Below are 24,749 nucleotides of genomic sequence, written 5' to 3' on the forward strand. Positions count from 1 at the left end.
TAGCTGACAGGAGTTGACTGACAGGCAGGAGGCCATCTTGCAGGCCGAACTCTGCATCCGTAACACGGAGAAAACCTGAAACCAGTTCAACGAGGGAACAATCCAGCCAGCGTTCCCCGCATCCCGCACGCACCTCACGAGGAGTACCGCCATGTCCGAAGCACAGCAGGTGGCCGACCGGCCGGACGCCGCGCCACCCGGGGCGAACAGCGTCGATCGCTACTTCAGGATCACCGCCCGGGGCTCCACCATCGCCCGGGAGATACGCGGCGGCTTCGCCACCTTCTTCACGATGGCGTACATCCTTGTCCTGAATCCCATCATCCTGGGCAGCGCCAAGGACAAGTTCGGGCACCAGCTCGACGGCGCCGAACTCGTCACCGCCACCGCGCTCGTGGCCGCGGTGATGACGATCATCATGGGCGTGGGAGGCAACCTTCCCCTCGCGCTGGCGGCCGGCCTCGGCCTCAACGCCGTCGTCGCCTTCCAGATAGCCCCGCTGATGAGCTGGGCCGACGCGATGGGCCTGGTGGTCCTCGAAGGCCTGCTCATCTGCGTCCTCGTGGTCACCGGGCTGCGCGAGGCCGTCATGCACGCCATCCCGCAGTCGCTCAAGCAGGCGATCAGCGTCGGCATCGGCCTGTTCATCGCCTTCATCGGCTTCGTCGACGCCGGGTTCGTCAGCCGTATACCCGACGTCGCGAACACCACCGTCCCGGTTCAGCTCGGCGCGACCGGAGCACTGTCCGGCTGGCCCGTCCTCGTCTTCTGCCTCGGCGTGCTGCTGACCATCGGTCTGCTCGCCCGCAAGGTCAGGGGCGCGATCCTGATCAGCATCCTCGTCATGACGGTCGTCGCGATCGTGATCGACTCGGTCGCCGACATCAAGAGCTGGGGCCTGACGACGCCGAAGGTCCCCGACGACATCGTGGCCGCGCCCGAGTTCGGGCTGCTCGGGAACTTCAGCCTGTTCGGCGCGTTCGGCGAGACCACCGTCATCACGGTCGTGCTGCTGCTCTTCACCCTCATCCTGTCCGACTTCTTCGACACCATGGGCACGGTCGTCGGCATCAGCGCCGAGGCCGGACTCCTCGACGAGCAGGGCAGGGTGCCGAACCTCGGCCGGGTCCTGCTCATCGACGGTGCGGCGGCGGTCGCCGGCGGTGCCTCGTCCTCGTCCTCGGCGACCTCGTACATCGAGTCGGCGGCGGGCGTCGGCGAGGGAGCGCGCACCGGCTTCGCCAACCTGGTCACCGGCGGTCTCTTCGCCTGTGCGCTGTTCCTGACGCCGCTGCTGACCATCGTCCCGATGCAGGCCGCCGCACCGGCGCTCGTCGCGGTCGGGTTCCTGATGATGACCCAGGTCAAGCACATCGACTGGGACAAGTACGAGATCGCCATCCCCGCGTTCCTGACGATCGCCGTGATGCCGTTCACCTACTCGATCACCAACGGCATCGGCGCGGGCTTCGTCGCGTACGTCCTGATCAAGACGGTGCTCGGCAAGGCCAGGCAGGTGCACTGGCTGCTGTGGGGCACCTCGGCGCTGTTCCTGGTGTACTTCGCGATCGACCCGATCGAGCAGCTCTTCGGCGTGAAGTGACCGTTGGTCCGACCTGACGACGACGGGCCGCCCCCGGGGGGAAGGGGGCGGCCCGTCTGCCTGTTCAGACGGCCTTCGTGCGCCGGGGGTTCACTTCTGGGCTTCAGTTCTTCAGGGCCGCCTGCATCACGGCCTTTGCCACCGGGGCCGCCAGCCCGTTGCCGCTGACCTCGGAGCGGGCCGCGTCGGACTGCTCGACGATCACCGCGACGGCGACCTCCTTGCCGTTCGTGTCCGACTTCGCGTACGAGGTGAACCAGGCGTACGGCGTCTGGCTGTTGTTCTCGCCGTGCTGGGCCGTACCGGTCTTGCCGCCGACGGTGGCCCCGGAGATCCGTGCGTTGGTGCCCGTGCCCTGGTCCACCACGGTCTGCATCGCCGACTGGAGCTGCCCGGCCGTGGAGGAGCTGACGATCTCCTTCGTGCCCGCCCTGCTGTCGTAGTCCTCGATCACCTTGCCCTCGGCGTCACTGGTCCGGGACACCATGTGCGGCGAGACCAGCTTGCCGTCGTTGGCCATGGCCGCCGAGACCATCGCCATCTGGAGCGGGGTGGCGGTCACATCGAACTGGCCGATACCCGACAGAGCGGTCTGCGCCTTGTCCATGTCCGAGGGGTACACGCTCTCGTACGCGCGCACCGGCACGTCCTGCGCGGTGTCGTTGAAGCCGAACTTCTCCGCCATCGCCCTGACCTTGTCCTGTCCCAGGTCGACGGCCATCTTCGCGAAGACGTTGTTGCACGAGTACTGCAAAGCCACCCGGATCGAGGCGTTCTCACAAGGGGCGTTCGGGTTCTCGTTCGTCAGGTCGCGGTTCGTGAGGGGGAGCGTGTACGGGTCGGGGCTGTCGGTCTTCGTGTCCACCGACGAGTACAGTCCGTCCTCCAGCGCGGCGGCCGCGACGACCAGCTTGAACGTGGACCCCGGCGGCAGGGGCTGCCGGAGCGCACGGTTGACCAGCGGCTTGTCGCCGTCCTCGGTCAGCTTCCGCCAGGCGTCCCCGTCGTTCGTCCCGCTGATCGTGCCCGGGTCGTACGACGGTGTGGAGACGACCCCGAGGATCTTCCCGGTCGCCGGGTCGATGGCGACGGCCGCGCCCTTCTTGTTGCCGAGCGCCTCGTACGCGGCCCGCTGCACGTCCGGGTCGATGGTCGTGACCACGTCGCCGGGCGCGGCGCGCTCGTCGGTGATGACGTCCAGCGGGTTCTTCAGCTGCGTGTCCGTGCCGTCGAGGAGGTCCCGGTAGACGCCCTCCAGCTGCGTCGCCCCGTACACCTGCGAGCTGTAGCCGGTCACGGCCGCGTACAGCGCGCCGTCCTTGTACGTGCGCTTGTACGCGAGGTCGCTGCCCGTGGTCCGCTTCGAGCCGGTGATCGCGTCGCCGGCCACGATGATGTTCCCGAGCGGCTGCGCGTACTGCCGCATCACGTTCCGCCGGTTGTTCTTGCTGTCCGCGAGCGCCCGGCCTTCGTAGAACTGCACCCAGGTCGCCCGGATCAGCAGGGACAACACGAGCAGCAGCGTGAAGACGGCGGTCCGCCTGATCGTCTTGTTCATCGCGCTCGAAAAGACGAACAGGATGGGGTCAATCGTTCCCTTCTGGGGGTTTTCTCATGGTGCCTTCATAGAGCCCGACTCGTAGGCCTACGCCGCACCTCTTGCCCGGCGACGATCCGTCTCCGCCGGACGGGGGAGACGCACTCGTCCGCGCCGAGCCGGGTTGGCGACTGCTGGTTCGGTTGTTGGCCATGGCTGGTCGGTGTGTCCCTCGTCAGGGTGAACGGGGCTGGTTACCGGGATTCTGTGCGTACTCGGAACGCATGATCGGTGGTGGCAGCTGAGTTCGTGACGGTCCAGGGAGAGGGGGCCTGTGGCGCGTCAGCGTGCAGGGAAGCGTGCGTTGCGTGCGGTCGCGGCCCCGTTCACTGTGGCCGCGCCCTCGGGTGCGCGGATCCGGGACCGGCTGCGTGTCGATGTCGCGGACGAGGAGGTCCTCACCCTGGTGGGGCAGCACCTGGGCCGTCATCAGCGGGCGGATCTCGCTGAGCGCGTGGCGATCGGCCTGGTTCCGGTGAGGGACAACCGGCGGGCCGGGCGGAAGAGGAAGCTGACGGCGGTGTCGTCGTCGCGCTGGGCGGGGGCGATGACCCGCGCCAGTGAGGACCAGTACCAGCTGAGCATGCGCTGCCTGTACGACGAGCGTGCCGGACTGCGGCGCGCCATCGGGACGATCGTCCGTCGTCTCGCGGTGCCGTGCGGGCAGCGCACGGGCCGGGTGCGCGGCTACCGGGATCAGGGCGAACGCTTCCAGAAGCAGCGCCGCCTCCAGGCACTTGAAGTCCGGCTTGCCGTGGTTGAGGAACGCATCGCCCAGGGGCGGCCGTCCGTGGTCGTGGGCGGTGGCCGTCTGGTGAAGATGCGGCACAACCTGGCCGATGCCCGGCTCACGGCCGAGGACTGGCGCACGCGGTGGGATGCGGCCCGGCTGTTCCTCACCGCGGACGGCGAGTCCGGTGCCTCGCACGGGAACTACACCATCAGCGTGGATCCGGCGGACGGCAGCGTGACGATCGTGCTGCCCGAACCGCTCCGGCATCTCGCGAACGCACCACGTGGCCGCTACCGGCTCTCGTGCACGGTCGCTTTCCACCATCGCAGGGAGGAGTGGCTGGACCGCGTCACCGCGCACCAGGCCGTCCGCTACGACATCGTGCACGACCCCGTACGTGACCGCTGGTACCTCGACGCCTCCTGGTCGGCGCCGAAGACCGTGCTGCCCGCGCCGGAGGAGATCAGGGCGGCAGGCAGGCGCATGCTCGCGGTCGACCTGAACGCCGACCACCTCGCAGCGTACGTCCTCGACCCGCACGGCAACCCCGTCGGCGACCCCCTCACAGTGCCACTGGAGCTGACCGGCGACGCGACCCGGCGGGACGGAAGACTGCGGGCCGCAGTCACCTCGCTGATCGGGCTGGCCAAGGCCCACGGCTGTGCCGGGATCGTGATCGAGAACCTGGGCTTCACCGACGCCCGGCACACGGGCCGGGAGACGATGGGACGCGGCCGGCGCGGCAAGGCCTTCCGCCGTACGGTGGCCGGCATCCCGACCGCGAGGTTCAGGGAGCGGCTGCGCGGCATGGCATACCACCAGGGGCTGGTCGTGGTCGCTGTCGATCCGGCCTACACCTCCCGCTGGGGAGACGCCCACTGGCGAAGGCCCCTCGACGATCAATCGAAGACCACTGTCACCCGGCATCACGCGGCCGCGGTGGCGATCGGCAGACGCGCTCTCGGGCATCGGATCCGGCGTCGGCCAGGTGTGACCGCTTGCGACCGGAGGATCGCACAGCGGAGAGCTACCGGCCAGACCGCATCCGTCCCGAGAGCGCGTGGGAACGCGAGCCCACCCAGGACCACAGGCACGCTCCCCGAGGGCGGCAAGACCTGCTGGAGCCGAAGTGACCAGCTCGTGCTGTTCCCCGCACCCAGGACCGTTCGGGGTGCACCCGGCGCCAGACACCACACACCTGGCCCGGAATACGTTGATTCGGCCAACACTGGCCCACAACACTAGGAACGGTCAGAGCCTGCGCGTCGCCAGTGTCAGCCGGTCGCGGGCGTCGAACAGGGCGTCCTTCACCATCTGCTCGTGGGCCGGGGTGAGGCGGGCCACCGGCACCGAGCAGCTGATGGCGTCGCGGGCGGGCGTGCGGTACGGGATCGCGACGCCGAAGCAGCGCAGCCCCAGCGTGTTCTCCTCGCGGTCCACGGCGAAGCCCTGCTCGCGGACCTGGTGGAGCTCCTCGATGAGCTTCTCGCGGTCGGTGATCGTGTGCTCGGTCAGCGCGGGGAGGGTCTCCGCGAGCATCTTGCGGACCTGCTCGTCCGTGTACGTGGCGAGCAGGGCCTTGCCGAGCGAGGTCGAGTGGGCGGGCAGACGGCGGCCCACGCGTGTGAAGGGGCGCAGATAGTGCTGGGACTGGCGGGTCGCGAGGTAGACGACGTTCGTGCCGTCGAGGCGCGCCAGGTGGATCGTCTCCGTCGTGTCGTCCGAGAGGCGGTCCAGCGTCGGGCGGGCCACGGCCACCACCTCGTCGCCGTCGATGTACGAGGTGCCGACCAGCAGCGCGCGCACCCCGATGCCGTACCGCGTGTCCGTCGCGTCCGTCTCGACCCAGCCGAGGTCGACGAGCGTGCGGAGCAGCATGTAGAGGCTGGACTTGGGGTAGCCCACCGCTTCCTGCACGGCTGCCAGGGAGTGCATGCCGGGGCGGCCGGCGAAGTACTCCAGCAGTTCCACGGTGCGTACGGCGGACTTGACCTGTGCCCCGCCGCCAGTCTCGCCTGCCGACATCGCCCTTGACCCCTTCGTTCGACGAGAAGCTGAAGATATAGTCTCCGACAGCATATTCATCATCAGAGACGGCGTTCAGCATATCGAACGTCCCTGGTGGGTGACGTAACAACTGCGGCAGATCAAACGGCATTCAACAGCGCCATTCAATGTGGAGGGACCCGCGGTGGCAGCAGCACCAGTCTGGAGTGTCGACCCCCGAACCGGGAAGCAGCGTGAACAGGTTGCGGTGGAGGCCACGGCCCAGGAGGTCGACGAAGCCGTCCGCGCCGCCCACGCCGCGCGCGGCGCCCTCGCCGACCGTACCGTCCGCGCCGCGTTCCTGCGCTCCGCCGCCGACCAGCTCGAGGCCGCCAAGGAGCACCTCGTCGAGGCCGCCGACGCGGAGAGCGCGCTCGGCCCGGTCCGGCTCACCGGTGAGCTCGCCCGCACCTGCTACCAGCTGCGGGCCTTCGCGGACATCGTCGACGAGGGCGCCTTCCTCGACGTGGTGATCAACCACCCCGACGACACCGCGACCCCGCCGATCCCGGACCTGCGCCGCTACAAGGTGCCGCTGGGCGTCGTGGCCGTCTACTCCGCCTCGAACTTCCCGTTCGCCTTCTCGGTCGCGGGCGGCGACACGGCGAGCGCGCTGGCCGCGGGCTGCCCCGTCGTCGTCAAGGCCCACCCCGACCACCCGGCGCTGTCCGAGCTGGTCGCGGCCGCGCTGCGCCGGGCCGCCGCCGAGCACGACATCCCCGCGGGTGTCGTCGGTCTCGTGCACGGCTTCGAGGCGGGCGTCGAGCTGGTCAGGCATCCGCTGGTCACGGCGGCCGGCTTCACCGGTTCCGTGCGGGGCGGCCGTGCCCTCTTCGACGCGGCGGCCGCGCGTCCGGTGCCGATCCCGTTCCACGGTGAGCTGGGCTCCCTCAACCCCGTGCTGATCACGGAGGCCGCGGCCACCGAGCGCGCCGAGGCCATCGGGGCCGGGCTCGCGGGCTCGATGACGCTGGGTGTGGGCCAGTTCTGCGTGAAGCCGGGCCTGGTGCTGGCGCCGACCGGTGCGGCCGGTGACCGGCTCCTCAAGTCGCTGACCGACGCGGTGAGCGACGTCGACGCCGGGGTGCTGCTGGACCACCGCATGCGGGACAACTTCATCGCCGGTGTCGCCGAGCGTGCAGAGCTGCCCGACGTGGAGTCGCCGGTCACCGCGGGTGCGGGCGGCGAGCACACGGTGAGCCCGGGCTTCCTGACCGTCGCCGCGAGCAGGCTGGCGGCCGAGGGCGAGCACGATCTGCTCCTGGAGGAGTGCTTCGGGCCGCTCACCGTCGTGGTGCGCTACGAGGACGAGTCCGAGGCGAACGCGGTGCTCTCGCGCCTGCCGGGCAACCTCACGGCGACCGTGCACCTGTCGGCCGAGGAGGCCGCGGGCGAGGGCCGGGGCGCCGAGATCCTCGCCGAGCTGACGCCGCTCGCGGGACGTGTGCTCGTGAACGGCTGGCCGACGGGAGTGGCCGTCGCTCCGGCCCAGCACCACGGAGGGCCGTACCCCGCCACGACCTCGACGTCCACGTCCGTGGGCGGGACCGCCATCGAGCGGTGGCTGCGGCCGGTCGCGTATCAGGGAGCCCCCGCGGCCCTGCTGCCCGCCGAGCTCCGCGACGACAATCCGCTGGGCCTGCCGCGGCGCTTCAACGGGCGGCTGGAGAGGTAGTCCCCGCACCCCGGAGAACGCGTGGTTTCCCGCGCCCCCGAGCGGGGCGCGGTACCACACCCGGCTGTGGGACCTGGGACACTCTCCCAATGGACGTGAAGATTCCCGAACTCTCCTTCCCCCTGCGTACCTATGGTCCCGATGGGCACTGGTCCCACGAGGACGGTGTGCTCAGCGGGTGGGCAGGGGCGCGGGAAGACCGGTTCGTGCCGCCCACGGGTGACTCACTGGACCCCGTGTCGGACGCGCCGCGGCTGCTGGGCGCTCCGGAGGGGGACTTCCAGCTGATCGCCCGCGTCACGGTGGGCTTCGCGGCCTCCTTCGACGCGGGCGCCCTCTACGTCCATGTGGGCCCGCGGGCCTGGGCGAAGCTGTGCCTGGAGTACTCGCCGGACGTGCCCACGGTCTGCACGGTCGTCACCCGCGGCCACTCGGACGACGCCAACTCCTTCACCGTGGAGGGCAGTTCGGTCTGGCTCCGGGTCAGCCGCACCGGCCGGGCCTTCGCCTTCCATGCCTCCCGCGACGGCAAGAAGTGGACCTTCGTCCGGCTGTTCACCCTCGGCGACGAGGAACCGGCGTCGGCTGCGCTCGTCGGCTTCATGACCCAGTCACCGGTGGGTGAGGGGTGCGTGGTCACGTTCGACCACATCGAGTACCGCGACGCCTGGCCGGACGGACTGCGCGACGGCAGCTGACGGGCTGCGCGACGGCAGCTGAGGAGCGTGGGCCCGTGCGATGGACCGCGGTGCGGGAAGGAATGAACCGGGCTGCTTGAAGGTTCACCCAGTGAGAGCCAGGGGACGGAGCCGTCTTTCGCCCCCATGACCCCCCGACCTGGAGAGAGCCACCACCATGCGCGTCGAGATCTGGAGCGACATCGCCTGCCCCTGGTGCTACGTGGGCAAGGCCCGCTTCGAGAAGGCGCTCGACGCCTTCCCGCACCGCGACCAGGTCGAGGTGGAGCACCGCTCCTTCGAGCTCGACCCGCACCGCGCCAAGGGCGACACCGAACCCGTCCTGAAGATGCTGAGCCAGAAGTACGGGATGAGCGAGGCGCAGGCGCAGGCAGGGGAGGAGAACCTGCGCGCCCAGGCCGCCGCCGAGGGCCTGGCGTACCGCGCCGAGGGCCGCGACCACGGCAACACCTTCGACCTGCACCGCCTCCTCCACCTCGCCAAGGAGCAGGGCAGGCAGGACGCGCTGATCCAGATCCTGTACCGCGCGAACTTCGCCGACGAGCGGTCCGTCTTCGCCGACGCCGACACGTACCTCGTCGAGCTCGCCGTCGAGGCCGGCCTCGACGCGGACGACGCCCGCAAGGTCCTCGCCGATCCGCAGGCGTACGCCGACGAGGTGCGCGCCGACGAGCGCGAGGCCGCAGAGCTCGGCGCGAACGGCGTGCCCTTCTTCGTCCTCGACCGCAAGTACGGCGTGTCGGGCGCCCAGCCCGCCGAGGTCTTCACCCGGGCCCTGACCCAGGCGTGGGGCGACAGGCCACCGCTCCGGCTCGTCCAGTCCGCCCAGGAGGCTTCAGCCTCGGCGGAGGCCTGCGGGCCGGACGGGTGCGACGTGCCTCCGGCGAGGTGAGGGTTTGCGGGTAGCGCCGTCGGGGTGAGTTCGTCTGCGGGCTGCGGGTTGTCCGTGGCTGGTCGCGCCCACGCGGCGGAGCCGCATGTCCGATACAGCCCCGCGCCCCTTTCGGGGCGCGACAGTCCAGGTCACGGGTCATGCATAAGCATCTCTTCGAGGAACCGGACAAAACATCTCGATGGACGGTGAGAACCGACGGCCTCAGAGTGGACCCATGGAGACCTTCGAGAGCCTCGTCAAAGCCGAGTTCGCCCCGAAGAACACATACCTGAACACCGCGAGCACCGGGCTGCTGCCGGCCCGGACGGTGGACGCCATGCGGGTCGCCGTGGAGTCCGCGGCCGTCGGCAGGCCCACGGACATGTTCGCGGACGTGGAGGCGGCCCGCGCCTGTTTCGCCCGGCTGCTCGGGGTTCCCGGTCGCCGGGTCGCGGCCGGCGCCTCCGTCGCCGTGTACAGCGGTCTGATCGCCGCCGCGCTGCCCGAGGGCGCCGAGGTCCTCACCGCCGAGGCCGACTTCGCCTCCGTGGTGAACCCCTTCCACTTGCGCCGGGACCTGAAGGTGCGCACGGTCCCGCTGGAGGGGATCGCCGAGTCGGTGCGCGCCGGTACCGCGCTCGTCGCGGTCAGCGCCGCCCAGTCCGCCGACGGCCGCATCGCCGACCTGGACGCGATCCGCGAGGCCGCCCGCACCCATGGCGCGCGCACATACGTCGACGCCTCCCAGGCGGCCGGGTGGCTGCCCCTCGACGCGGACGCCTACGACTACGTCGCCGCCGTCGCCTTCAAGTGGCTCGTCTGCCCGCGCGGCGCGGCCTTCCTGGTCGTCCCGGAGGACCTCGGCGGACTCACCCCCTTCTTCGCCGGCTGGGTCGCGGGAGAGCACCCCTGGGACAGCTGCTACGGCCCCGTCGAGGAACTCGCCCACTCCGCCCGCCGGTTCGACGAGAGCCCCGCACTGTTCTCCTACGCGGGCACGCGGACCTCACTCGAACTCATCGAGGAACTGGGCGTGGAGAACATCAGGAAGCACGACCTCGCCCTGGCCGAACGCTTCCTCACGGGACTCCGCACGCTGGGCCACGCCCCCGTCCCCGCGCCCGGCTCACCCATCGTCTCCGTGCCCGGACTCGGCCACCGGCAGGCGCATTTGAGCCGCGCCGGAGTCGAGGTCTCCGACCGGGCGGGCAACTTGAGGGCGGCCTTCCACCTGTACAACACGCCCGCCGACGTCGACCGGCTTCTCGACGTCCTGTCCGGCTGACTTGAGCGTCCCCGCCGATGCGGAACTGCGTCGGCGGCTGGTGTTCGCCTGCGACGCGCGCCGTGGCTCCCTGCGCCCCCGGTCCTGCTCGCGATGGCCGGGGCGGAGCCCGGAGCCTAGTGGGTCCTGGGCTCCGGGGACGAGCCGGTCCAGGCCGAACTCGTCCGGGCGACGAGGGCGCCGTACGGAACCTGCTGGAGACGGTGGTGGCGCTGTCCTGGCTGTGACCGCCCCGGCTGCGACCGTCTCACCGACGTGGCCGGGCCCGGCACCTCAGGTGGAGGCGCCGGGCCCGTTCAGCCGTACTCCGTGGGTCACTTCACCGGGGTGAAGTCCCTTGCCCCGATGAACTCCGGCCGGCGCACCGGTGCCGCGAACGGCTCGACCGCCGTGTTCTCCACGCTGTTGAACACGATGAACACGTTGCTGCGCGGGAACGGTGTGATGTTGTCGCCGGAGCCGTGCATGCAGTTGCAGTCGAACCAGGTCGCCGAACCGGCCTTGCCCGTGAACAGCTTGATGCCGTACTCACCGGCCATGGCGGTCAGCGCCTCGTCGGACGGGGTGCCCGCGTCCTGCATCTGGAGCGACTTCTTGTAGTTGTCCTGCGGTGTGGCCCCCGCACACCCGAGGAACGTGCGGTGCGACCTCGGCATGATCATGAGGCCGCCGTTGGTGTCGTGGTTCTCGGTCAGCGCGATCGAGACGGACACCGTGCGCATGTTCGGCAGACCGTCCTCGGCGTGCCAGGTCTCGAAGTCGGAGTGCCAGTAGAAGCCGCTGGCCCCGAAGCCCGGCTTGACGTTGATCCGTGACTGGTGGACGTACACGTCCGAGCCGAGGATCTGCCGCGCCCGCCCGACGACGCGCTCGTCGCGCACGAGGTTCGCGAACACCTCACTGATCCGGTGCACCTCGAAGACGGACCGGATCTCCTTCGACTTCGGCTCGACGATCGAGCGTTCGTCGGCACGGATCTCCGGATCGGTCACGAGCCGCTCCAGCTCGGCGTGGTAGAGGGCGACCTCGTCCTCGCCGATGAGCTCTTCGATGGCCAGGAATCCGTCACGCTCGAACGCCTGGAGGTCGGCGCTCGCGATCGGGCCGGGCGTGCCGGGTGCGCTCCAGACGACCGGGTCCTGGCGCGGCACGGACACCTCGGTGGCACCCCGGCTGGGGTAGAGGTCGGGGACGGCGGTGGGCGTGGGCGTGGTGGTCATGGTCAGTCAGGCCTCCTCGGTCAGCAGCGGGTAGACGCCGTTCTCGTCATGGTCCTCCCGTCCGGTCACGGGGGGATTGAAGACACAGATGCAGCGGAAGTCCTGCTTGATCCGCATCGTGTGCCGCTCGTGCCCGTCGAGGAGGTACATGGTTCCGGGCGTGATCGTGTACTTCTGCCCGGTCTCGTCGTCGGTGAGCTCGGCCTCGCCCTCGACGCACACGACGGCCTCGATGTGGTTCGCGTACCACATGGACGTCTCCGTACCCGCGTACAGGACTGTCTCGTGCAGCGAGAAGCCGACCTTCTCCTTGGCCAGGACGATGCGCTTGCTCTCCCACGTACCGGACGCCGCTCTGACGTGCCGGTCGGTGCCTTCGAGCTCTTTGAAAGAACGGACGATCACGGTGCTGTGACGCCTCCTCGGTGTGGTGGTGGGGTGGTGGGTGGTTGCTGCGCGGATGTGGTTCAGGCGGTTTCGCGTACGGCGCGGGCCAGGGTGCGCAGACCCTCGTCCAGCTCGTCGGGCGTGATGGTGAGCGCGGGGAGCAGCTTGACGACCTCGCTCTCCGGGCCTGACGTCTCGATGAGCAGCCCGAGTTCGAAGGCGCGCTTGGCGACCCGGTCCGCGCGATCCTTGTCGTGGAACTCGATGCCCCACACCAGCCCGCGACCGCGGTACTCCTTGACGTCGGTGAGGTTCTCCTCGGCGATGGAGACCAGCGCCTGCTCGACCTGCTCGCCACGCGCACAGGTCTGCTTCTCCATGGCGGAGCCGTCGGCCCAGTACGTCTCCAGGGTCGCGGCGGCCGTCACGAACGCCGGGTTGTTGCCGCGGAAGGTGCCGTTGTGCTCGCCCGGCTCCCAGATGTCGAGCTCCGGCTTGAACAGGCACAGCGACATGGGCAGCCCGTACCCGCTGATCGACTTGGACACGGTGACGATGTCCGGTGTGATGCCCGCCTCCTCGAACGAGAAGAAGGCACCGGTCCGCCCGCAGCCCATCTGGATGTCGTCGACGATCAACAGCATGTCCTGGCGGTGGCACAGGTCCTTCAGCGCCCGCAGCCACTCCGGGCGGGCCACATTGATGCCGCCCTCGCCCTGCACGGTCTCGACGATCACGGCGGCGGGTTTGTTGAGCCCGGAGCCCTGGTCCTCCAGGAGCCGCTCGAACCAGAGGAAGTCCGGGACCTGGCCGTCGAAGTAGTTGTCGAACGGCATGGGCGTGCCGTGCACCAGCGGAATCCCGGCGCCGGCCCGCTTGAAGGCGTTGCCGGTCACGGCGAGCGAGCCGAGGGACATCCCGTGGAAGGCGTTGGTGAAGGAGACGATGGCCTCCCGGCCCTTCACCTTCCGCGCCAGTTTCAGGGCGGACTCCACGGCGTTGGTACCGGTCGGGCCCGGGAACATGACCTTGTAAGGCAGGTCGCGCGGCCGCAGCACCAGGTTCTGGAAGGCCTCCAGGAAGGCGCGTTTGGCGGTTGTCGACATGTCGAGCCCGTGGGTGACGCCGTCGCGCTCCAGGTAGTCGATCAACGCCCGTTTCAGTACGGGGTTGTTGTGGCCGTAGTTGAGTGATCCGGCACCGGCGAAGAAGTCCAGGTACGCGTGGCCGTCCTCGTCGTACATACGGCTGCCCTGGGCGCGGTCGAAGACAGTGGGCCAGCCGCGGCAGTAGCTGCGCACCTCCGACTCCAGGGTCTCGAAGACACTCAGGTCGGGCTGGGTGATGGTCACGGCGATTCGCTCCTCGGTGCGTGGGGGGAGACGGACGATGTGGGGGTGGGGAAGACGGGCGGTGCGGGGCGATGGATCACACGGACAGCGGGCCGATGCGGTGGAGGACCTCCGGCTCGTGCGAGCCGTCCGGGAACTCCCCCGCCTCGAACAGGACGTCGCGCTCGACGCTCGCTCCGTGGCGGGCGGCGTACGAGGCGAACAGGCGCTCCGAAGCGGTGTTGCCCGGGGTGATGGTGGTCTCGACGGTGGTCAGCCGGTGCTGCCCGGCGACCTGGACCGTCAGCCCGTCCAGCAGCGCGGCGGCGACCCCGCGACCCCGCTGGGCGGCGTCGACGGCCACCTGCCAGACGAGGAGGGTGTCCGGGCGCTCGGGCCTGAGGTATCCGGTGACGAAGCCGACCGGCCGTCCGTCCTTCGTGTCCCGCGCCACCGCGGAGGTGTCGGCGAAGTCACGGCACCACAGCAGGTAGCTGTACGAGGAGTTCAGGTCGAGGGTGCGGGAGTCCCGGGCGAGGCGCCAGAGCGCGGCGCCGTCCGCCGCGTCGGGACGGTCGATCCGCAGCCCCTCCGGCATTTCCAGGAATTCCGCGGGCAGTTCCGACAGGTTCGGTAGGTCTGCTTGTGCGGCAGTCATGCGAATTGAATTTACCGAGCGAAACTTGAAATTGCATCGCTGGTCGGGGTTACGGATGCGGCCCTCATGTGTTACCGCGCGGGCGTGTGCGGCCGCGCGAGAAGGCGTCAAAAGGTGATGTTTTGGCCGGATATTAGGGGAGGAATGGGGCGCGCTGTGGGGTCGGTCACAATGGCGTAACCCTCACGAGATCTGCGCGAATTGCACCGGTTGACGTTCGCGGAATCTTTGCGTTTAGGCACCGGAAAAGCGGGCAGAAGAATACGGGAAGCTGTGCTGAATTGGATTATCGCATTTCAGTGAACGGTGCGTGTGAATTTCCTGTATCCCGCCCTGATGGACGGGATACAGGGTGTGCTGGAGGCGCCCGGGTCGCTGGTGTCCCCGGGCGCCGGGGGCGGTGAGCGGGGGATCAGGCCCCCGTGACTCCGTCGATGCGCTCGCGGACGATGTCCGCGTGGCCGTTGTGGCGCGCGTACTCCTCGATCATGTGGATCAGGATCCAGCGGAGGCTGACCTCCAGGCCGTCCATCGGACCGTCCGCGATCCGCCCCGTGTCGTCGAGGGAGCGTCCCGCGCACAGTTCCTCACTGCGCGCCACCTCCTCGTGCCACACCGCGAGCGCCTCGTCGATGCCGCGCTCCGGGGCGAGCTCGTAGCCGGTCGGCCCGAACAGGTGGGGTACGTCGTGGCCGGTCAGTGCTCGCTGGAACCAGTTGCGTTCCACCTCGGCGAGGTGCTGTACGAGTCCCAGCAGCGTGAGCTCCGAGGGCTCGGCCGATGCCGTCCTTAACTGGGCGTCGTCCAGTCCCGTGCACTTCAGCGCCAGCGTGGCCCGGTGAAAGGCGAGCCAACTCTCCAGCATGGGCCGCTCGTCACCGGTCAGAAGGGGGATGGGGCGGCCGTCGGGGAGTGTCTGGGGTATGTCGCTGGTGTTGGTGTTCATGCCGGGGAGCATGGCAGAAGGGGCTGGTGGGGTGGGGGATGGCAGGGCCGTCCGGGCCGACGGGTGTCCGTGGGGGCAGTTTTCTCGCCCCTGCCGCCCCTACCCGTTCCCATCCCTCCCCTGGGGGCTGCCCCCCAGACCCCCGCACGGGCCTGAACGGCCTCGTCCTCAAACGCAGGACGGGCTGAAAACCCCAGCCCCACCCGCACAATCCAGCCCCTCCGGCGTTTGAGGAGCGGGGCGCGGGGGCCGGCCCCCGAACGGGGTCGAAGGGGCGGAGCCCCGGGGATGGGACGGGTAGGGGCGGCGGGGGCGAGGAAACGACCTGTCGGTCCGGCTACGCCTCCCACGCCTCCGCCACCGCCCCCAGGGCCGCCTCCACGTCCACCGGGACGCCCGTCTCCCTCAGCGCGCTCCCCAACGCGGCAAGGCCGGCCCGGACAACCCCCGCGGCGGCATCCGGACCGTAGTGGTTCACCCGGATCATCTCCTTCGCGAGGTCACCGCCACCGGCGGCCAGCGGCACGGACGGATCGACCGCCAACGCCCCCGCGACCACCTCGGACGCGTCGACCCCCGCGGGCACCCGCAACGTCGTGGCCACCGGAGCCGCATCCCCGTCCGCGTACACATACGGCTCCAGCCCCCCGCCCAGCGCGACCGTCCCCGCCCGAGTGGCCGCCGCCGCGGACGCGTGCCGGCGCATCACCACGGCCAGTCCCTCCGCCTCGATCCGCTCCACACACGCCTCCAGCGCGAGCATCTCCAACTGGGCCGGGGCGTGGAGCAGGGTGCGACGCCCGCCGTCGATCCACCGGTCCTTCCAGTCCAGCAGGGAGAGGTACGAGCGACGCGGCGCCCCCGGGTTCGCCGCCATCCGCGCCCACGCCCGCTCACTCACCGAGATCGCCGACACACCCGCCGGCCCGCCCATCGCCTTCTGCGCTCCGATCACGCACAGGTCCACACCCCACGCGTCCGGCAACACCGGCTCCGCCCCGATCGAGGCGACCGCGTCCAGGTAGAAGAGCGCACCGTGCTCCCGGACCACCGCACCGATCTCGGCCACCGGATTGGTGTTCCCGGTCGCCGCCTCCGCGTGCACCAGCGACACGAAGTCGATCGACGGATGCTCGGCGAAGGCGGCACGGATCTGGTCGGCGGTGACCGCCGTGTGGAAGGGCACCGCGAGGTCGATCACGGTCGCCCCGCAGTCCCGCAACCAGTTCCCGAAGGTCTGCCCGTAGGGGCCGGTGATCACGTTCAGGGCGGTCGTGCCGGGACCGGCGGCGCCACGGATCGCGCCCTCCAGCGGCAGCAGCGCCTCGCCCTGTGTGATCACCACGTCCTGCTCGGTGGCCAGCAGCCGTGCCACCCGGTCCTCGATCGCGGCGAAGCGCGCCGCGCTCATCGGGGCCAGATCAAGAAATGGGTGCGTCACGGGGGTGCTCTCCTCGCTCAGGGGTAGGCATGGCGTGGTCCGCATGTGCATGCGGATCGTGTTCGAGCGTAACCGCGTCGGCTGTGCCGATAAGTCACAGGTGGTGCGGCTCGATGACCATGGGAATGATTTGGGAGCCTCCAAGCCTTCCTTATGATCAGAACAATTCGTTTCCTCACAGGAGGTCCCCGTGAACACGGTCCTCGGACGCCGGACCCGCATCCTGGCCGCCACCACCGCGACGGCCGGACTGCTGTTCGTCGCCGGCTGCTCCTCGGACGACGACGGCGACAGCGGCAAGCAGACCGCCGCCGGCGGGGTCACCCTGGCCAAGGCCGGTCAGCTCACCACCTGCACCCACCTGCCGTACCCGCCGTTCCAGTCGGAGATCGACGGCAAGGTGCAGGGCTTCGACGTCGCGCTGATCGACCTCGTCGCCGAGGACCTGGGCGTGAAGCAGGAGATCCTCGACACGCCCTTCGAGAACTTCAAGACGGGCGCGTTCCTCAACTCCGGCCAGTGCGACCTCGCCGCCGCCGGCATGACGATCACCGAGGAGCGCAAGAAGAACGTCGACTTCTCCGACCCGTACTTCGAGGCCACGCAGGCCGTCCTGGTCGACAAGAAGAGCGGCATCGGCTCCTTCGACGACCTCAAGGGCAAGAAGCTCGGAGCCCAGGCACAGACCACCGGCGAGGACTACGTCAGGAACAAGGGGCTCGACCCCGTCTCCTTCGAGTCCTCCGACGCCGTCCTGAACGGGCTGCGCACCGGCCAGGTCCAGGCCGTCGTCATCGACTACCCCGTCGTCCAGGGCTGGCTGAAGGACAAGGCCAACGCCGGCGCCTTCGAGGTCGCCGACAACATCAACACCGGTGAGCAGTACGGCTTCACGGTCAAGAAGGGCAACACCAAGCTCCTCGACGCCGTCAACAAGGCGCTGGGAGCGGCGAAGACCGACGGCACGTACAAGAAGCTGTACGAGCAGTGGATCGGCCCGTACGACGAGAACGCCGCGAACACCGCGAACGCGGCCTCCGCGTCACCGTCCGCCTCATGAGTGAGACGGAGACGAAGAAGGCGACGGAGACGACGGCTGGGGCACAGCTCCAGCCTCGCAGGCGCGGGCTGACCCGGCGGCAGAAGCGGGCCGCCTCCCGTGGCCTCCAGTACGTCGTCTTCGTCGCCGCCGTGGCCGCGGTCGCGGTCACGGCCGACTGGGGCGGGCTGCGCAACCAGTTCGCGCAGTCCGACCTGGCCGGGCAGATGTTCCCGGACATCATCACGCTCGCGCTGAAGAACACCGTGCTCTACACGGTGTCCGGCTTCGTCTTCGGCCTCGTGCTCGGCATGGTCGTCGCGCTGATGCGGCTGTCGTCCGTGGGCCCGTACCGCTGGGTCGCCGGGATCTACATCGAGATCTTCCGGGGGCTGCCCGCCCTGCTGATCTTCATCTTCGTCGGCGTGGCCGTACCGCTCGCCTTCCCGGGCACGGAGATCCCCGGCGGCACGTACGGCAAGGTCGCTCTCGGGCTCGGCCTGGTGGCGGCGGCTTACATGGCGGAGACGATCCGCGCGGGCATCCAGGCCGTGCCCAAGGGGCAGATGGAGGCGGCCCGTTCGCTGGGCTTCTCGCATGCGCGGGCCATGGTCTCGATCATCATCCCGCAGGCCTTCCGGATCGTTATCCCCCCGTTGACGAACGAGTTGGTGCTCCTGTTCAAGGACTCCTCACTGGTGCTGTTCCTCGGTGTCACGCTGGAGGAGCGCGAGCTGGCGAAGTTCGGCCGCGACCTGGCCAGCCAGACCGCGAACTCCACGCCGATCCTGGTCGCGGGCCTGTGCTATCTGCTGGTGACGGTGCCGCTCGGCTTCGTCGTACGACGCCTTGAGGCCAAGGCGGGGGAGGCCACCCGATGACTGCGAACACGGAGACGGCGAACACGGAGACGACCGCGGGCGCCCCCGAGATCCGGGTGCGCGACCTGCACAAGTCGTTCGGCGACAACGAGGTGCTGCGCGGCATCGACCTGGAGATCCGGCAGGGCGAGGTCGTCTGCGTCATCGGCCCGTCCGGCTCCGGCAAGTCGACCCTGCTCCGCTGCGTGAACCTGCTCGAAGAACCCACCCGGGGCCAGGTCTTCGTCGGCGGTACCGAGGTCACCGACCCGGATGTGGACATCGACGCCGTACGCCGCCGTATCGGCATGGTCTTCCAGCAGTTCAACCTGTTCCCGCACCTGACCGTGACCGAGAACCTCACCCTGCCGCAGCGCCGGGTGCTGAAGCGCGACAAGGCGGAGGCGGCGCGGGTGGCCGCGGAGAACCTTCAGCGGGTGGGGCTGGCCGAGAAGGCGACCGCCTACCCCTCCTCCCTCTCCGGCGGCCAGCAGCAGCGCGTCGCCATCGCCCGCGCGCTCGCCATGGGCCCCGAGGTGATGCTGTTCGACGAACCGACGTCGGCGCTCGACCCGGAGCTGGTGGGCGATGTCCTGGCCGTCATGCGCATGCTCGCGAACGACGGCATGACGATGATGGTCGTCACCCACGAGATGACCTTCGCGCGGGAGGTCGCCGACCGGGTCGTCTTCATGGACGGCGGAGTGATCGTCGAGCAGGGCGCCCCGGCACAGGTCATCGGCGCCCCGCGCCACGAGCGAACCCGGCACTTCCTCTCCCGCCTGCTGGATCCCGCGACGGCCGAGGTGGGGGAGACACCGGAGCGGATGGACAAGGCGGGCCGCTAGCTCATTAGGGTGCAGTACATGAGCGATGGCGCGGTGCTGCACGTGAAGGGGCGGGTGCTCGTCGGGCCCGACGACGTCCGGGACGAGCTCTGGGTCGTCGACGGGAGGATCTCGTACGACCGTCCCGCCGGCGCCCGTGACGTCCGTACGGTCGAGGGCTGGGCGCTGCCCGGCCTCGTCGACGCGCACTGCCACGTCGGGCTCGACACCCGCGGCCCCGTCCCCGAGGACATCTCCGAGAAGCAGGCCCTCACCGACCGCGACGCGGGCACCCTGCTGATCCGGGACGCGGGCTCGCCGTCGGACACCCGCTGGATCGACGACCGCGACGACCTCCCCAAGATCATCCGGGCGGGCCGTCACATCGCACGTACACGCCGCTACATCCGCAACTTCGCGCACGAGATCGAGCCGGACGAGCTGGTCGCCTACGTTGCCAAGGAGGCCCTGCGCGGTGACGGCTGGGTCAAGCTCGTGGGCGACTGGATCGACCGGGACCTGGGCGACCTGTCCGCCTGCTGGCCCCGGGAGGCCGTCGAGGCGGCGATCGGCGAGGCCCACCGTCTGGGCGCCCGCGTCACGGCCCACTGCTTCGCGAAGGACTCCCTGCGGGACCTGGTCGAGTCGGGCATCGACTGCATCGAGCACGCGACGGGCCTCACGGAGGACCTGATCCCGCTCTTCGCCTCCCGCGGCGTCGCCATCGTCCCCACACTCGTCAACATCGCGACGTTCCCGAGCCTCGCCGAGGGCGGTGAGGGGAGGTACCCGCGCTGGTCGGCGCACATGCGACGGCTGCACGAACGCCGCTACGACACCGTGCGCTCCGCGTACGACGCAGGGATCCCGGTGTACGTCGGCACGGACGCCGGGGGCTCGCTCGCCCACGGGCTGGTGGCAGCGGAGGTCGCCGAGCTGGTGACCGCGGGCATCCCGCCGGTCCAGGCTCTGTCGGCGACGGCGTGGGGCGCCAGGAGCTGGCTCGGGCGGCCGGGGCTGGACGAGGGGGCGCCCGCGGACCTGGTGGTCTACGACGGGGATCCGCGTGCCGACGTACGGGTGTTGGCGGCGCCGCGACGGGTAGTACTGAACGGCAGGGTCGTCGGCTGACATCCGGCTCGGCTCCGTCGCCGGAGTGCGACGGAACGTGACGTCGGGGGAGCGGTGGGCGAGTGACTGTGGAGAACGTGCGTGTCACGGGATTCGAAGATGTGCACGGAAAAGTCACGTAGGGGTGAACTCCCGTCAGATTGCTGACGGTTGACTCTCCGTCCGCGATTCTTGCGGGGTCCCGAAGTGTTTCTTCCCTGGGGAGCCCACCCTTGAACGGCAATAACTTCCGCCTGCCCGCACGCCGTCTGGCCGTCACCGCGGCGGCCACGGTCATAGCCGCCGGTCCCGCGGTCCTGGCCGGCGCGGGCGCCGCCCACGCGACCGAGGACGAAGGTCGTGCGAGCGCCGTCGTCCTGCGCACCGGGCTCGACGTGTCCCTGGTGAACAAGACCGTGAACGTCCCGCTCACGGTCTCGCTCAACGAGGTGCAGGCACCGGCCGACGCCGACCGGAGCACGCTGAGCGCGCGGCTGGACGGGGTGGACGGAGGCCAGTCGTTCACCGTGCTGCGCGCGGACGTGGCCACGGCGAAGGCGACGGCGTCCGCGGCGAAGGCCGAGGGCCGCACCGACCTCGCCAACGCGAAGATCCACGTGCCGGGTCTCCCTCTCCTCTCCCTGATCGAGCTGGAGGGTGTGACGTCCCGCGCGACGTGCGAGGCGGGCGAGCAACCGGTGGCCGAGTCCAACCTCGCGGGTGGGGTGACGGTGCTCGGCAAGAAGGTGACGGTGTCCGCGGACGGTACGACCGAGGTCAAGGTCCCCGGAGTCGGTGAGGTCGTCCTCGACATATCGCGCAAGGAGACGACCTCCCGTACGGCCGCCGCGACGGCCCTCGAACTCAAGGTCTCCGTCAACCCGTTGGAGCTGAACGTCGCGGAGGTGGAGGGCACGGTCACCCTGGCGAGCGCGACGTGCGAGTCCCCGGCGGCGGCGTCCTCGACGTCCGACACGGGCTCCGACGCCGGATCCGACACCGGCTCCGACGCCGGGTCCGGCTCCGCGTCCGAGGTGAAGCCGCAGGGGGCCGCCTCCGAGTCCGACCTCGCGGAGACCGGGGGCAACTCGATGACGCCGTACATCGCGGGTGGGGCGGTCGCGTTGCTCGTGGCGGGTGGCGGAGCGGTGGCGCTGGCTCGGAGGGCGAGGGGCTGAGGCCCGGGTTTTCTCGCCCCAGCCGCCCCTACCCGTCCCATCCCTTCCCTGGGGGCTGCCGCCCCCAGACCCCCGCATCGGCCTGAACGGCCTCGTCCTCAAACGCGGACGGGCTGGAAATTCCAGCCCCGGCCGGCAAATTCCAGCCCCTCCGGCGTTTGGGGAGCGGGGGTCCGGGGGCTGGCCCCCGAACGGGGTACGGGGCGGAGCCCCGAAAGAGGAGGGCCGGGGCTGGAGCCCCAAAGAAGGGGCCGGGGCGGAGCCCCGAGGAAGGTCCGTGGGCGGAGCCCGGAAGAGGCCCAGGGCTGTTGCCCCGAGAGGGGGCGAGGGGCGGAGCCAGGAAACGTGGGGCCCGGGCGGAGCCAGGAAACGTGGGGCCCGGGCGGAGCCAGGAAACGTGGGGCCCAGGTGGAGCCCCAAAAACCCCCGGAGTTTCGGGGGCGTGGGCCTTATGGGCGGGTCCGGGGTGCAGCCCCGGGATCGGGGGCGGGGGTCCAGGGGACGGAGCCCCCTTGGCCGGGTTGAAGGGGCGGAGCCCCTGGGATGGGACGGGTAGGGGCGGCGGGGGCGAGGAAAACCCCCTCAGCGGCCCGCCAGCGTCACCGCCCTGTCCAACGCCTGCAAGAACCCGTTCACCGTCACCCGGTCCCGCACCGCCAGCCGCAGCCACCCGTCGTCGAGGCCGGGAAACGTGTCCCCGCGGCGCACGGCGAAGCGGAGGCCGCGCAGGTGGTGCCGCACACGCGCCGCGCGGGGAAGGCGCACGAGGACGAACGGCCCTTCCGCGGGCTCGGCGACGACGAGGCCGTCGGGGGCGAACTCGCGGAGGCCGGCCACGAGATGGGCACGGTCCGCGGCGATGCGGCGCGCCGCGGACGCCGCCTCCCCGAGCGCCCGCGGCGACACGCACGCCTCCGCCGCCGCAAGCGCAGGGGTGGACACCGGCCAGAGCGGCTGTGCACGTTCCAGTTCACCGATCGTCTCGGGCGCCGCCAGCACGTACCCGATCCGCAGCCCGGCCAGCCCCCATGTCTTCGTGAGACTGCGCAGGACGACGAGACCGGGTACGTCCAACCGCCCGGCCAGAGACTCACGTTCCTCCGGCACCGCGTCCATGAACGCCTCGTCCACGACCAATGTCCGCCCCGGGCGGGCGAGTTCGCAGATCAGTCGTGCGGGGTGCAGCACCGACGTGGGGTTCGTCGGGTTGCCGATCACCACCAGGTCCGCGTCCTCGGGCACCGCCGCCGGGTCCAGCCGGAAACCGTCCTCCGGGCGGAGCAGCACCCGGTCGACCGTGTGCCCCGCGTCCCGCAGCGCCGCTTCCGGCTCCGTGAACTGCGGGTGGACGACGACGGGTTGACGTACCTTCAGGGCGCGGGCCAGCAGCACGAACGCCTCCGCCGCACCCGCCGTCAGCAGCACCCGCTCCACGGGCAGCCCGTGCCGCTCCGCCACCGCCGCCCTGGCGGCCCGGCCGTCCGGGTAGGCGGCCAGGCCGGTCCCGGCCAGCGACTCGGCTATCCGGTCCCGCAGCCACGCCGGAGGCGTGTCCGCGCGGACGTTCACCGCGAGATCGGTGAGCGCGGCACCGTCGTCACGGACCTCGGCGTCCCCGTGGTGCCGCAGATCGTGCCCGTCAGTGTGCATGGGAGTGCGCGTGCCCTCCGTGCGGGTGGTGATGCCCGTGCCCGTGGTGGTGGCCGTCGTCGTCCGGGTGGTGGTGCGGCTGCTGCGGCAGGCCCACCTTGTCCTCGAAGCCCGGCAGCGCGACCCGGTACACGCACGAGTCGCAGTTCATGCGCAGATCCCCCTTCACCGCCTCCTCGTACCGCTCCATCACCAGGTCCAGCAGCTCCGGCTCCGGACCGATGACGTCGGCCGAGAACACCTCGATCTCGGGGTGCGCGGCCGCCCAGCCCTCGGTCTGCAGCCGCACCCGGTCCGGAAGGACGCCCGTGAAGAGGAAGTAGGGCAGGACGACGATCCGCCGGGCGCCCAGCATCGCGCACCGGTCCAGGCCCGCCGGCACGTCCGGCGCCGCCAGCGACACGAACGCCGTCTCCACGCCCGCGTACCCGCGTCCCTCCCACAGCAGCCGCGCCGCCTTGTGCACCTCGGCGTTGGCGTCGGGGTCCGTGGACCCCCGCCCGACGAGCAGCACGGTCACATCGGCCCGGTCGCCCGGCGTACGGCCCCCGGTGCCGCCCAGCGCCTCGTCCAGCCGCCGCTCCAGCACGTTCAGCAGCGACGGGTGCGGGCCCAGCGGACGCCCGTACGCGTACGAGATCTCCGGGTGCCGCTCCTTCTCGCGGGCCAGCGCCGCCGGGATGTCCCCCTTGGCGTGCCCGGCGGACACCAGCATCAGCGGTACGGCGGCGAAGTGGCGCACCCCGCGCTCCACGAGCTCGGTGACCGCCTCGCTGAGCGGCGGCGGCGAGAGCTCGATGAACCCGCCCGCCACGGGCAGTTCGGGGTGCCGGAGCCCCAACTCCCGTACGAAGGAACGGAACGCCTCGGCGCCCGCGTCGTCCCGGGTGCCGTGACCGGCGATGAGCAGGGCGGGGGACGGGGGGTGGTCACGGCTTCTCCTTAGAGACGGGTGGTACAGGTGATGCGAATAGTGTGGTGGGTGACGATACGGGGTGGTACAGCAGGGCGTTCAACGCGGCCGCCGCAACCGCCGAGCCGCCCTTCTCGGAGACGTTGCTGACGGCGGGCAGCCCGCTCTCGCGCAGCGCGGCCTTGGACTCGGCCGCGCCCACGAAACCGACGGGCAGCCCGATGACGAGCGCCGGGTCCGCGTCCAGGGTGAGCAGCTCCTCCAGGGCGGTGGGCGCACAGCCGATCACCCACAGCGCTCCGGGGCCGACCTGCTCGTACGCCAGCCGGACCGCGTGCGCCGAGCGCGTCAGCCCGGGGCCCGACTCGGCTTCCCTGAGATGGCACACGGTCTCGCGGCGCGTGATGCCCGCCGCGACCATCTCCACATCGACGACGACCGGCGCCCCGGCGTGCAGTGCGGCGTGCGCCCTCTCCAGCGTGCCCTCGTCCATGACGAGGTCGGTGGCGTACTCCAGATCGGCCGCCGAGTGGATCACCCGCTCCACGACCGCCCTCGTCAGCGGCGGGAAGTGCGAGGTGTCCAGGCGGGCGCGCAGCCTCCGGAAGGACTCCGCCTCGATCGGGTGCACGACCCGGTTCTCGACCTGGTTGTCGATGCGGTTCCCGGGGAACACCT

22 protein-coding genes are annotated in these 24,749 nt (G+C 70.4%); 11 read left to right on the top strand and 11 right to left on the bottom strand.

Features of this window, described 5'->3' with window-relative positions:
- Window positions 1-151 precede the first annotated feature (151 nt).
- Window positions 152-1,603: an NCS2 family permease gene (locus tag E0500_RS33840; RefSeq protein ID WP_131569256.1), complete on the top strand. Its 1,452-nt coding sequence runs from the start codon at window positions 152-154 to the stop codon at window positions 1,601-1,603.
- A 103-nt stretch (window positions 1,604-1,706) separates the two neighbouring features.
- Here E0500_RS33840 and E0500_RS33845 read toward each other — a convergent pair whose 3' ends face one another.
- Window positions 1,707-3,161 (bottom strand): penicillin-binding protein 2, encoded by a 1,455-nt coding sequence (locus tag E0500_RS33845; protein ID WP_131569254.1) that lies wholly within the window; start codon window positions 3,159-3,161, stop codon window positions 1,707-1,709.
- A gap of 343 nt (window positions 3,162-3,504) precedes the next feature.
- Here E0500_RS33845 and E0500_RS33850 point away from each other — a divergent pair, with 343 nt between their 5' ends.
- Complete coding sequence (locus tag E0500_RS33850) at window positions 3,505-5,178, top strand: hypothetical protein (RefSeq protein WP_258573707.1); 1,674 nt, start codon at window positions 3,505-3,507, stop codon at window positions 5,176-5,178.
- Window positions 5,179-5,184: 6 nt separating this feature from the next.
- Here E0500_RS33850 and E0500_RS33855 read toward each other — a convergent pair whose 3' ends face one another.
- Window positions 5,185-5,958, bottom strand: coding sequence for an IclR family transcriptional regulator (locus E0500_RS33855; protein WP_131569252.1), 774 nt, complete (start codon window positions 5,956-5,958; stop codon window positions 5,185-5,187).
- A 166-nt stretch (window positions 5,959-6,124) separates the two neighbouring features.
- Here E0500_RS33855 and E0500_RS33860 point away from each other — a divergent pair, with 166 nt between their 5' ends.
- The 4 genes from E0500_RS33860 to E0500_RS33875 all read left to right on the top strand — a co-directional run bounded on the left by E0500_RS33860 (window position 6,125) and on the right by E0500_RS33875 (window position 10,511).
- Window positions 6,125-7,654 (top strand): aldehyde dehydrogenase (NADP(+)), encoded by a 1,530-nt coding sequence (locus E0500_RS33860; protein WP_131569250.1) that lies wholly within the window; start codon window positions 6,125-6,127, stop codon window positions 7,652-7,654.
- Between the two features lie 89 nt (window positions 7,655-7,743).
- A complete protein-coding gene (locus E0500_RS33865; RefSeq protein ID WP_131569248.1) occupies window positions 7,744-8,352 on the top strand; it encodes a DUF1349 domain-containing protein in 609 nt (202 codons plus the stop codon).
- A 157-nt stretch (window positions 8,353-8,509) separates the two neighbouring features.
- The gene (locus E0500_RS33870) at window positions 8,510-9,244 is read left to right on the top strand and encodes a DsbA family oxidoreductase (RefSeq protein WP_131569246.1); all 735 of its coding nucleotides are present in this window, start codon (window positions 8,510-8,512) and stop codon (window positions 9,242-9,244) included.
- Window positions 9,245-9,461: 217 nt separating this feature from the next.
- A complete protein-coding gene (locus tag E0500_RS33875; protein ID WP_131569244.1) occupies window positions 9,462-10,511 on the top strand; it encodes an aminotransferase class V-fold PLP-dependent enzyme in 1,050 nt (349 codons plus the stop codon).
- 314 nt (window positions 10,512-10,825) lie between these two features.
- On the opposite strand, the gene thpD is transcribed toward E0500_RS33875, so the two are convergent.
- From thpD to E0500_RS33905, 6 genes are all read right to left on the bottom strand, one after another.
- Window positions 10,826-11,731 (bottom strand): ectoine hydroxylase, encoded by a 906-nt coding sequence (thpD, locus tag E0500_RS33880; protein ID WP_131569242.1) that lies wholly within the window; start codon window positions 11,729-11,731, stop codon window positions 10,826-10,828.
- Window positions 11,732-11,737: 6 nt separating this feature from the next.
- Window positions 11,738-12,136 carry an ectoine synthase gene (locus tag E0500_RS33885; protein WP_131569240.1) on the bottom strand — a complete coding sequence of 133 codons (399 nt, stop codon included), beginning with the start codon at window positions 12,134-12,136 and terminating at the stop codon, window positions 11,738-11,740.
- Window positions 12,137-12,198: 62 nt separating this feature from the next.
- On the bottom strand, window positions 12,199-13,470 hold the full coding sequence (ectB, locus tag E0500_RS33890) for a diaminobutyrate--2-oxoglutarate transaminase (RefSeq protein ID WP_131569239.1): 1,272 nt from the start codon (window positions 13,468-13,470) through the stop codon (window positions 12,199-12,201).
- 76 nt (window positions 13,471-13,546) lie between these two features.
- A complete protein-coding gene (gene ectA, locus E0500_RS33895; RefSeq protein WP_131569237.1) occupies window positions 13,547-14,107 on the bottom strand; it encodes a diaminobutyrate acetyltransferase in 561 nt (186 codons plus the stop codon).
- 412 nt (window positions 14,108-14,519) lie between these two features.
- Window positions 14,520-15,053 (bottom strand): DinB family protein, encoded by a 534-nt coding sequence (locus E0500_RS33900; RefSeq protein WP_258573709.1) that lies wholly within the window; start codon window positions 15,051-15,053, stop codon window positions 14,520-14,522.
- Between the two features lie 337 nt (window positions 15,054-15,390).
- Window positions 15,391-16,494, bottom strand: a complete 1,104-nt coding sequence (locus E0500_RS33905; RefSeq protein ID WP_131571947.1) for an aminotransferase class V-fold PLP-dependent enzyme — start codon at window positions 16,492-16,494, stop codon at window positions 15,391-15,393.
- Between the two features lie 190 nt (window positions 16,495-16,684).
- Here E0500_RS33905 and E0500_RS33910 point away from each other — a divergent pair, with 190 nt between their 5' ends.
- The 5 genes from E0500_RS33910 (at window position 16,685) to E0500_RS33930 (ending at window position 21,508) form a co-directional block, all read left to right on the top strand.
- Window positions 16,685-17,554: a transporter substrate-binding domain-containing protein gene (locus tag E0500_RS33910; RefSeq protein ID WP_131571946.1), complete on the top strand. Its 870-nt coding sequence runs from the start codon at window positions 16,685-16,687 to the stop codon at window positions 17,552-17,554.
- Window positions 17,551-18,414: an amino acid ABC transporter permease gene (locus tag E0500_RS33915; protein ID WP_131571945.1), complete on the top strand. Its 864-nt coding sequence runs from the start codon at window positions 17,551-17,553 to the stop codon at window positions 18,412-18,414. Before E0500_RS33910 ends, E0500_RS33915 begins: the two co-directional genes overlap by 4 nt.
- Window positions 18,411-19,241, top strand: a complete 831-nt coding sequence (locus tag E0500_RS33920; RefSeq protein ID WP_131571944.1) for an amino acid ABC transporter ATP-binding protein — start codon at window positions 18,411-18,413, stop codon at window positions 19,239-19,241. Before E0500_RS33915 ends, E0500_RS33920 begins: the two co-directional genes overlap by 4 nt.
- 18 nt (window positions 19,242-19,259) lie before the next feature.
- Window positions 19,260-20,351, top strand: a complete 1,092-nt coding sequence (locus E0500_RS33925) for an amidohydrolase family protein (protein ID WP_131571943.1) — start codon at window positions 19,260-19,262, stop codon at window positions 20,349-20,351.
- 212 nt (window positions 20,352-20,563) lie between these two features.
- Window positions 20,564-21,508 carry an SCO1860 family LAETG-anchored protein gene (locus E0500_RS33930; RefSeq protein ID WP_131571942.1) on the top strand — a complete coding sequence of 315 codons (945 nt, stop codon included), beginning with the start codon at window positions 20,564-20,566 and terminating at the stop codon, window positions 21,506-21,508.
- 582 nt (window positions 21,509-22,090) lie between these two features.
- Here E0500_RS33930 and cobC read toward each other — a convergent pair.
- Genes cobC through E0500_RS33945 form a run of 3 tightly spaced genes read right to left on the bottom strand, consistent with a single transcriptional unit; the run spans window position 22,091 to window position 24,747 of the window.
- Window positions 22,091-23,158 carry an Rv2231c family pyridoxal phosphate-dependent protein CobC gene (gene cobC / locus E0500_RS33935; RefSeq protein WP_131567003.1) on the bottom strand — a complete coding sequence of 356 codons (1,068 nt, stop codon included), beginning with the start codon at window positions 23,156-23,158 and terminating at the stop codon, window positions 22,091-22,093.
- Window positions 23,148-24,119 carry a sirohydrochlorin chelatase gene (locus E0500_RS33940; protein WP_181587468.1) on the bottom strand — a complete coding sequence of 324 codons (972 nt, stop codon included), beginning with the start codon at window positions 24,117-24,119 and terminating at the stop codon, window positions 23,148-23,150. Before E0500_RS33940 ends, cobC begins: the two co-directional genes overlap by 11 nt.
- Window positions 24,088-24,747, bottom strand: coding sequence for a precorrin-8X methylmutase (locus E0500_RS33945; RefSeq protein WP_309505334.1), 660 nt, complete (start codon window positions 24,745-24,747; stop codon window positions 24,088-24,090). Before E0500_RS33945 ends, E0500_RS33940 begins: the two co-directional genes overlap by 32 nt.
- Window positions 24,748-24,749: the final 2 nt, after the last annotated feature.

This window comes from Streptomyces sp. KM273126, from assembly GCF_004337435.2.
In the GTDB taxonomy this organism is placed as follows: domain Bacteria; phylum Actinomycetota; class Actinomycetes; order Streptomycetales; family Streptomycetaceae; genus Streptomyces; species Streptomyces acidicola.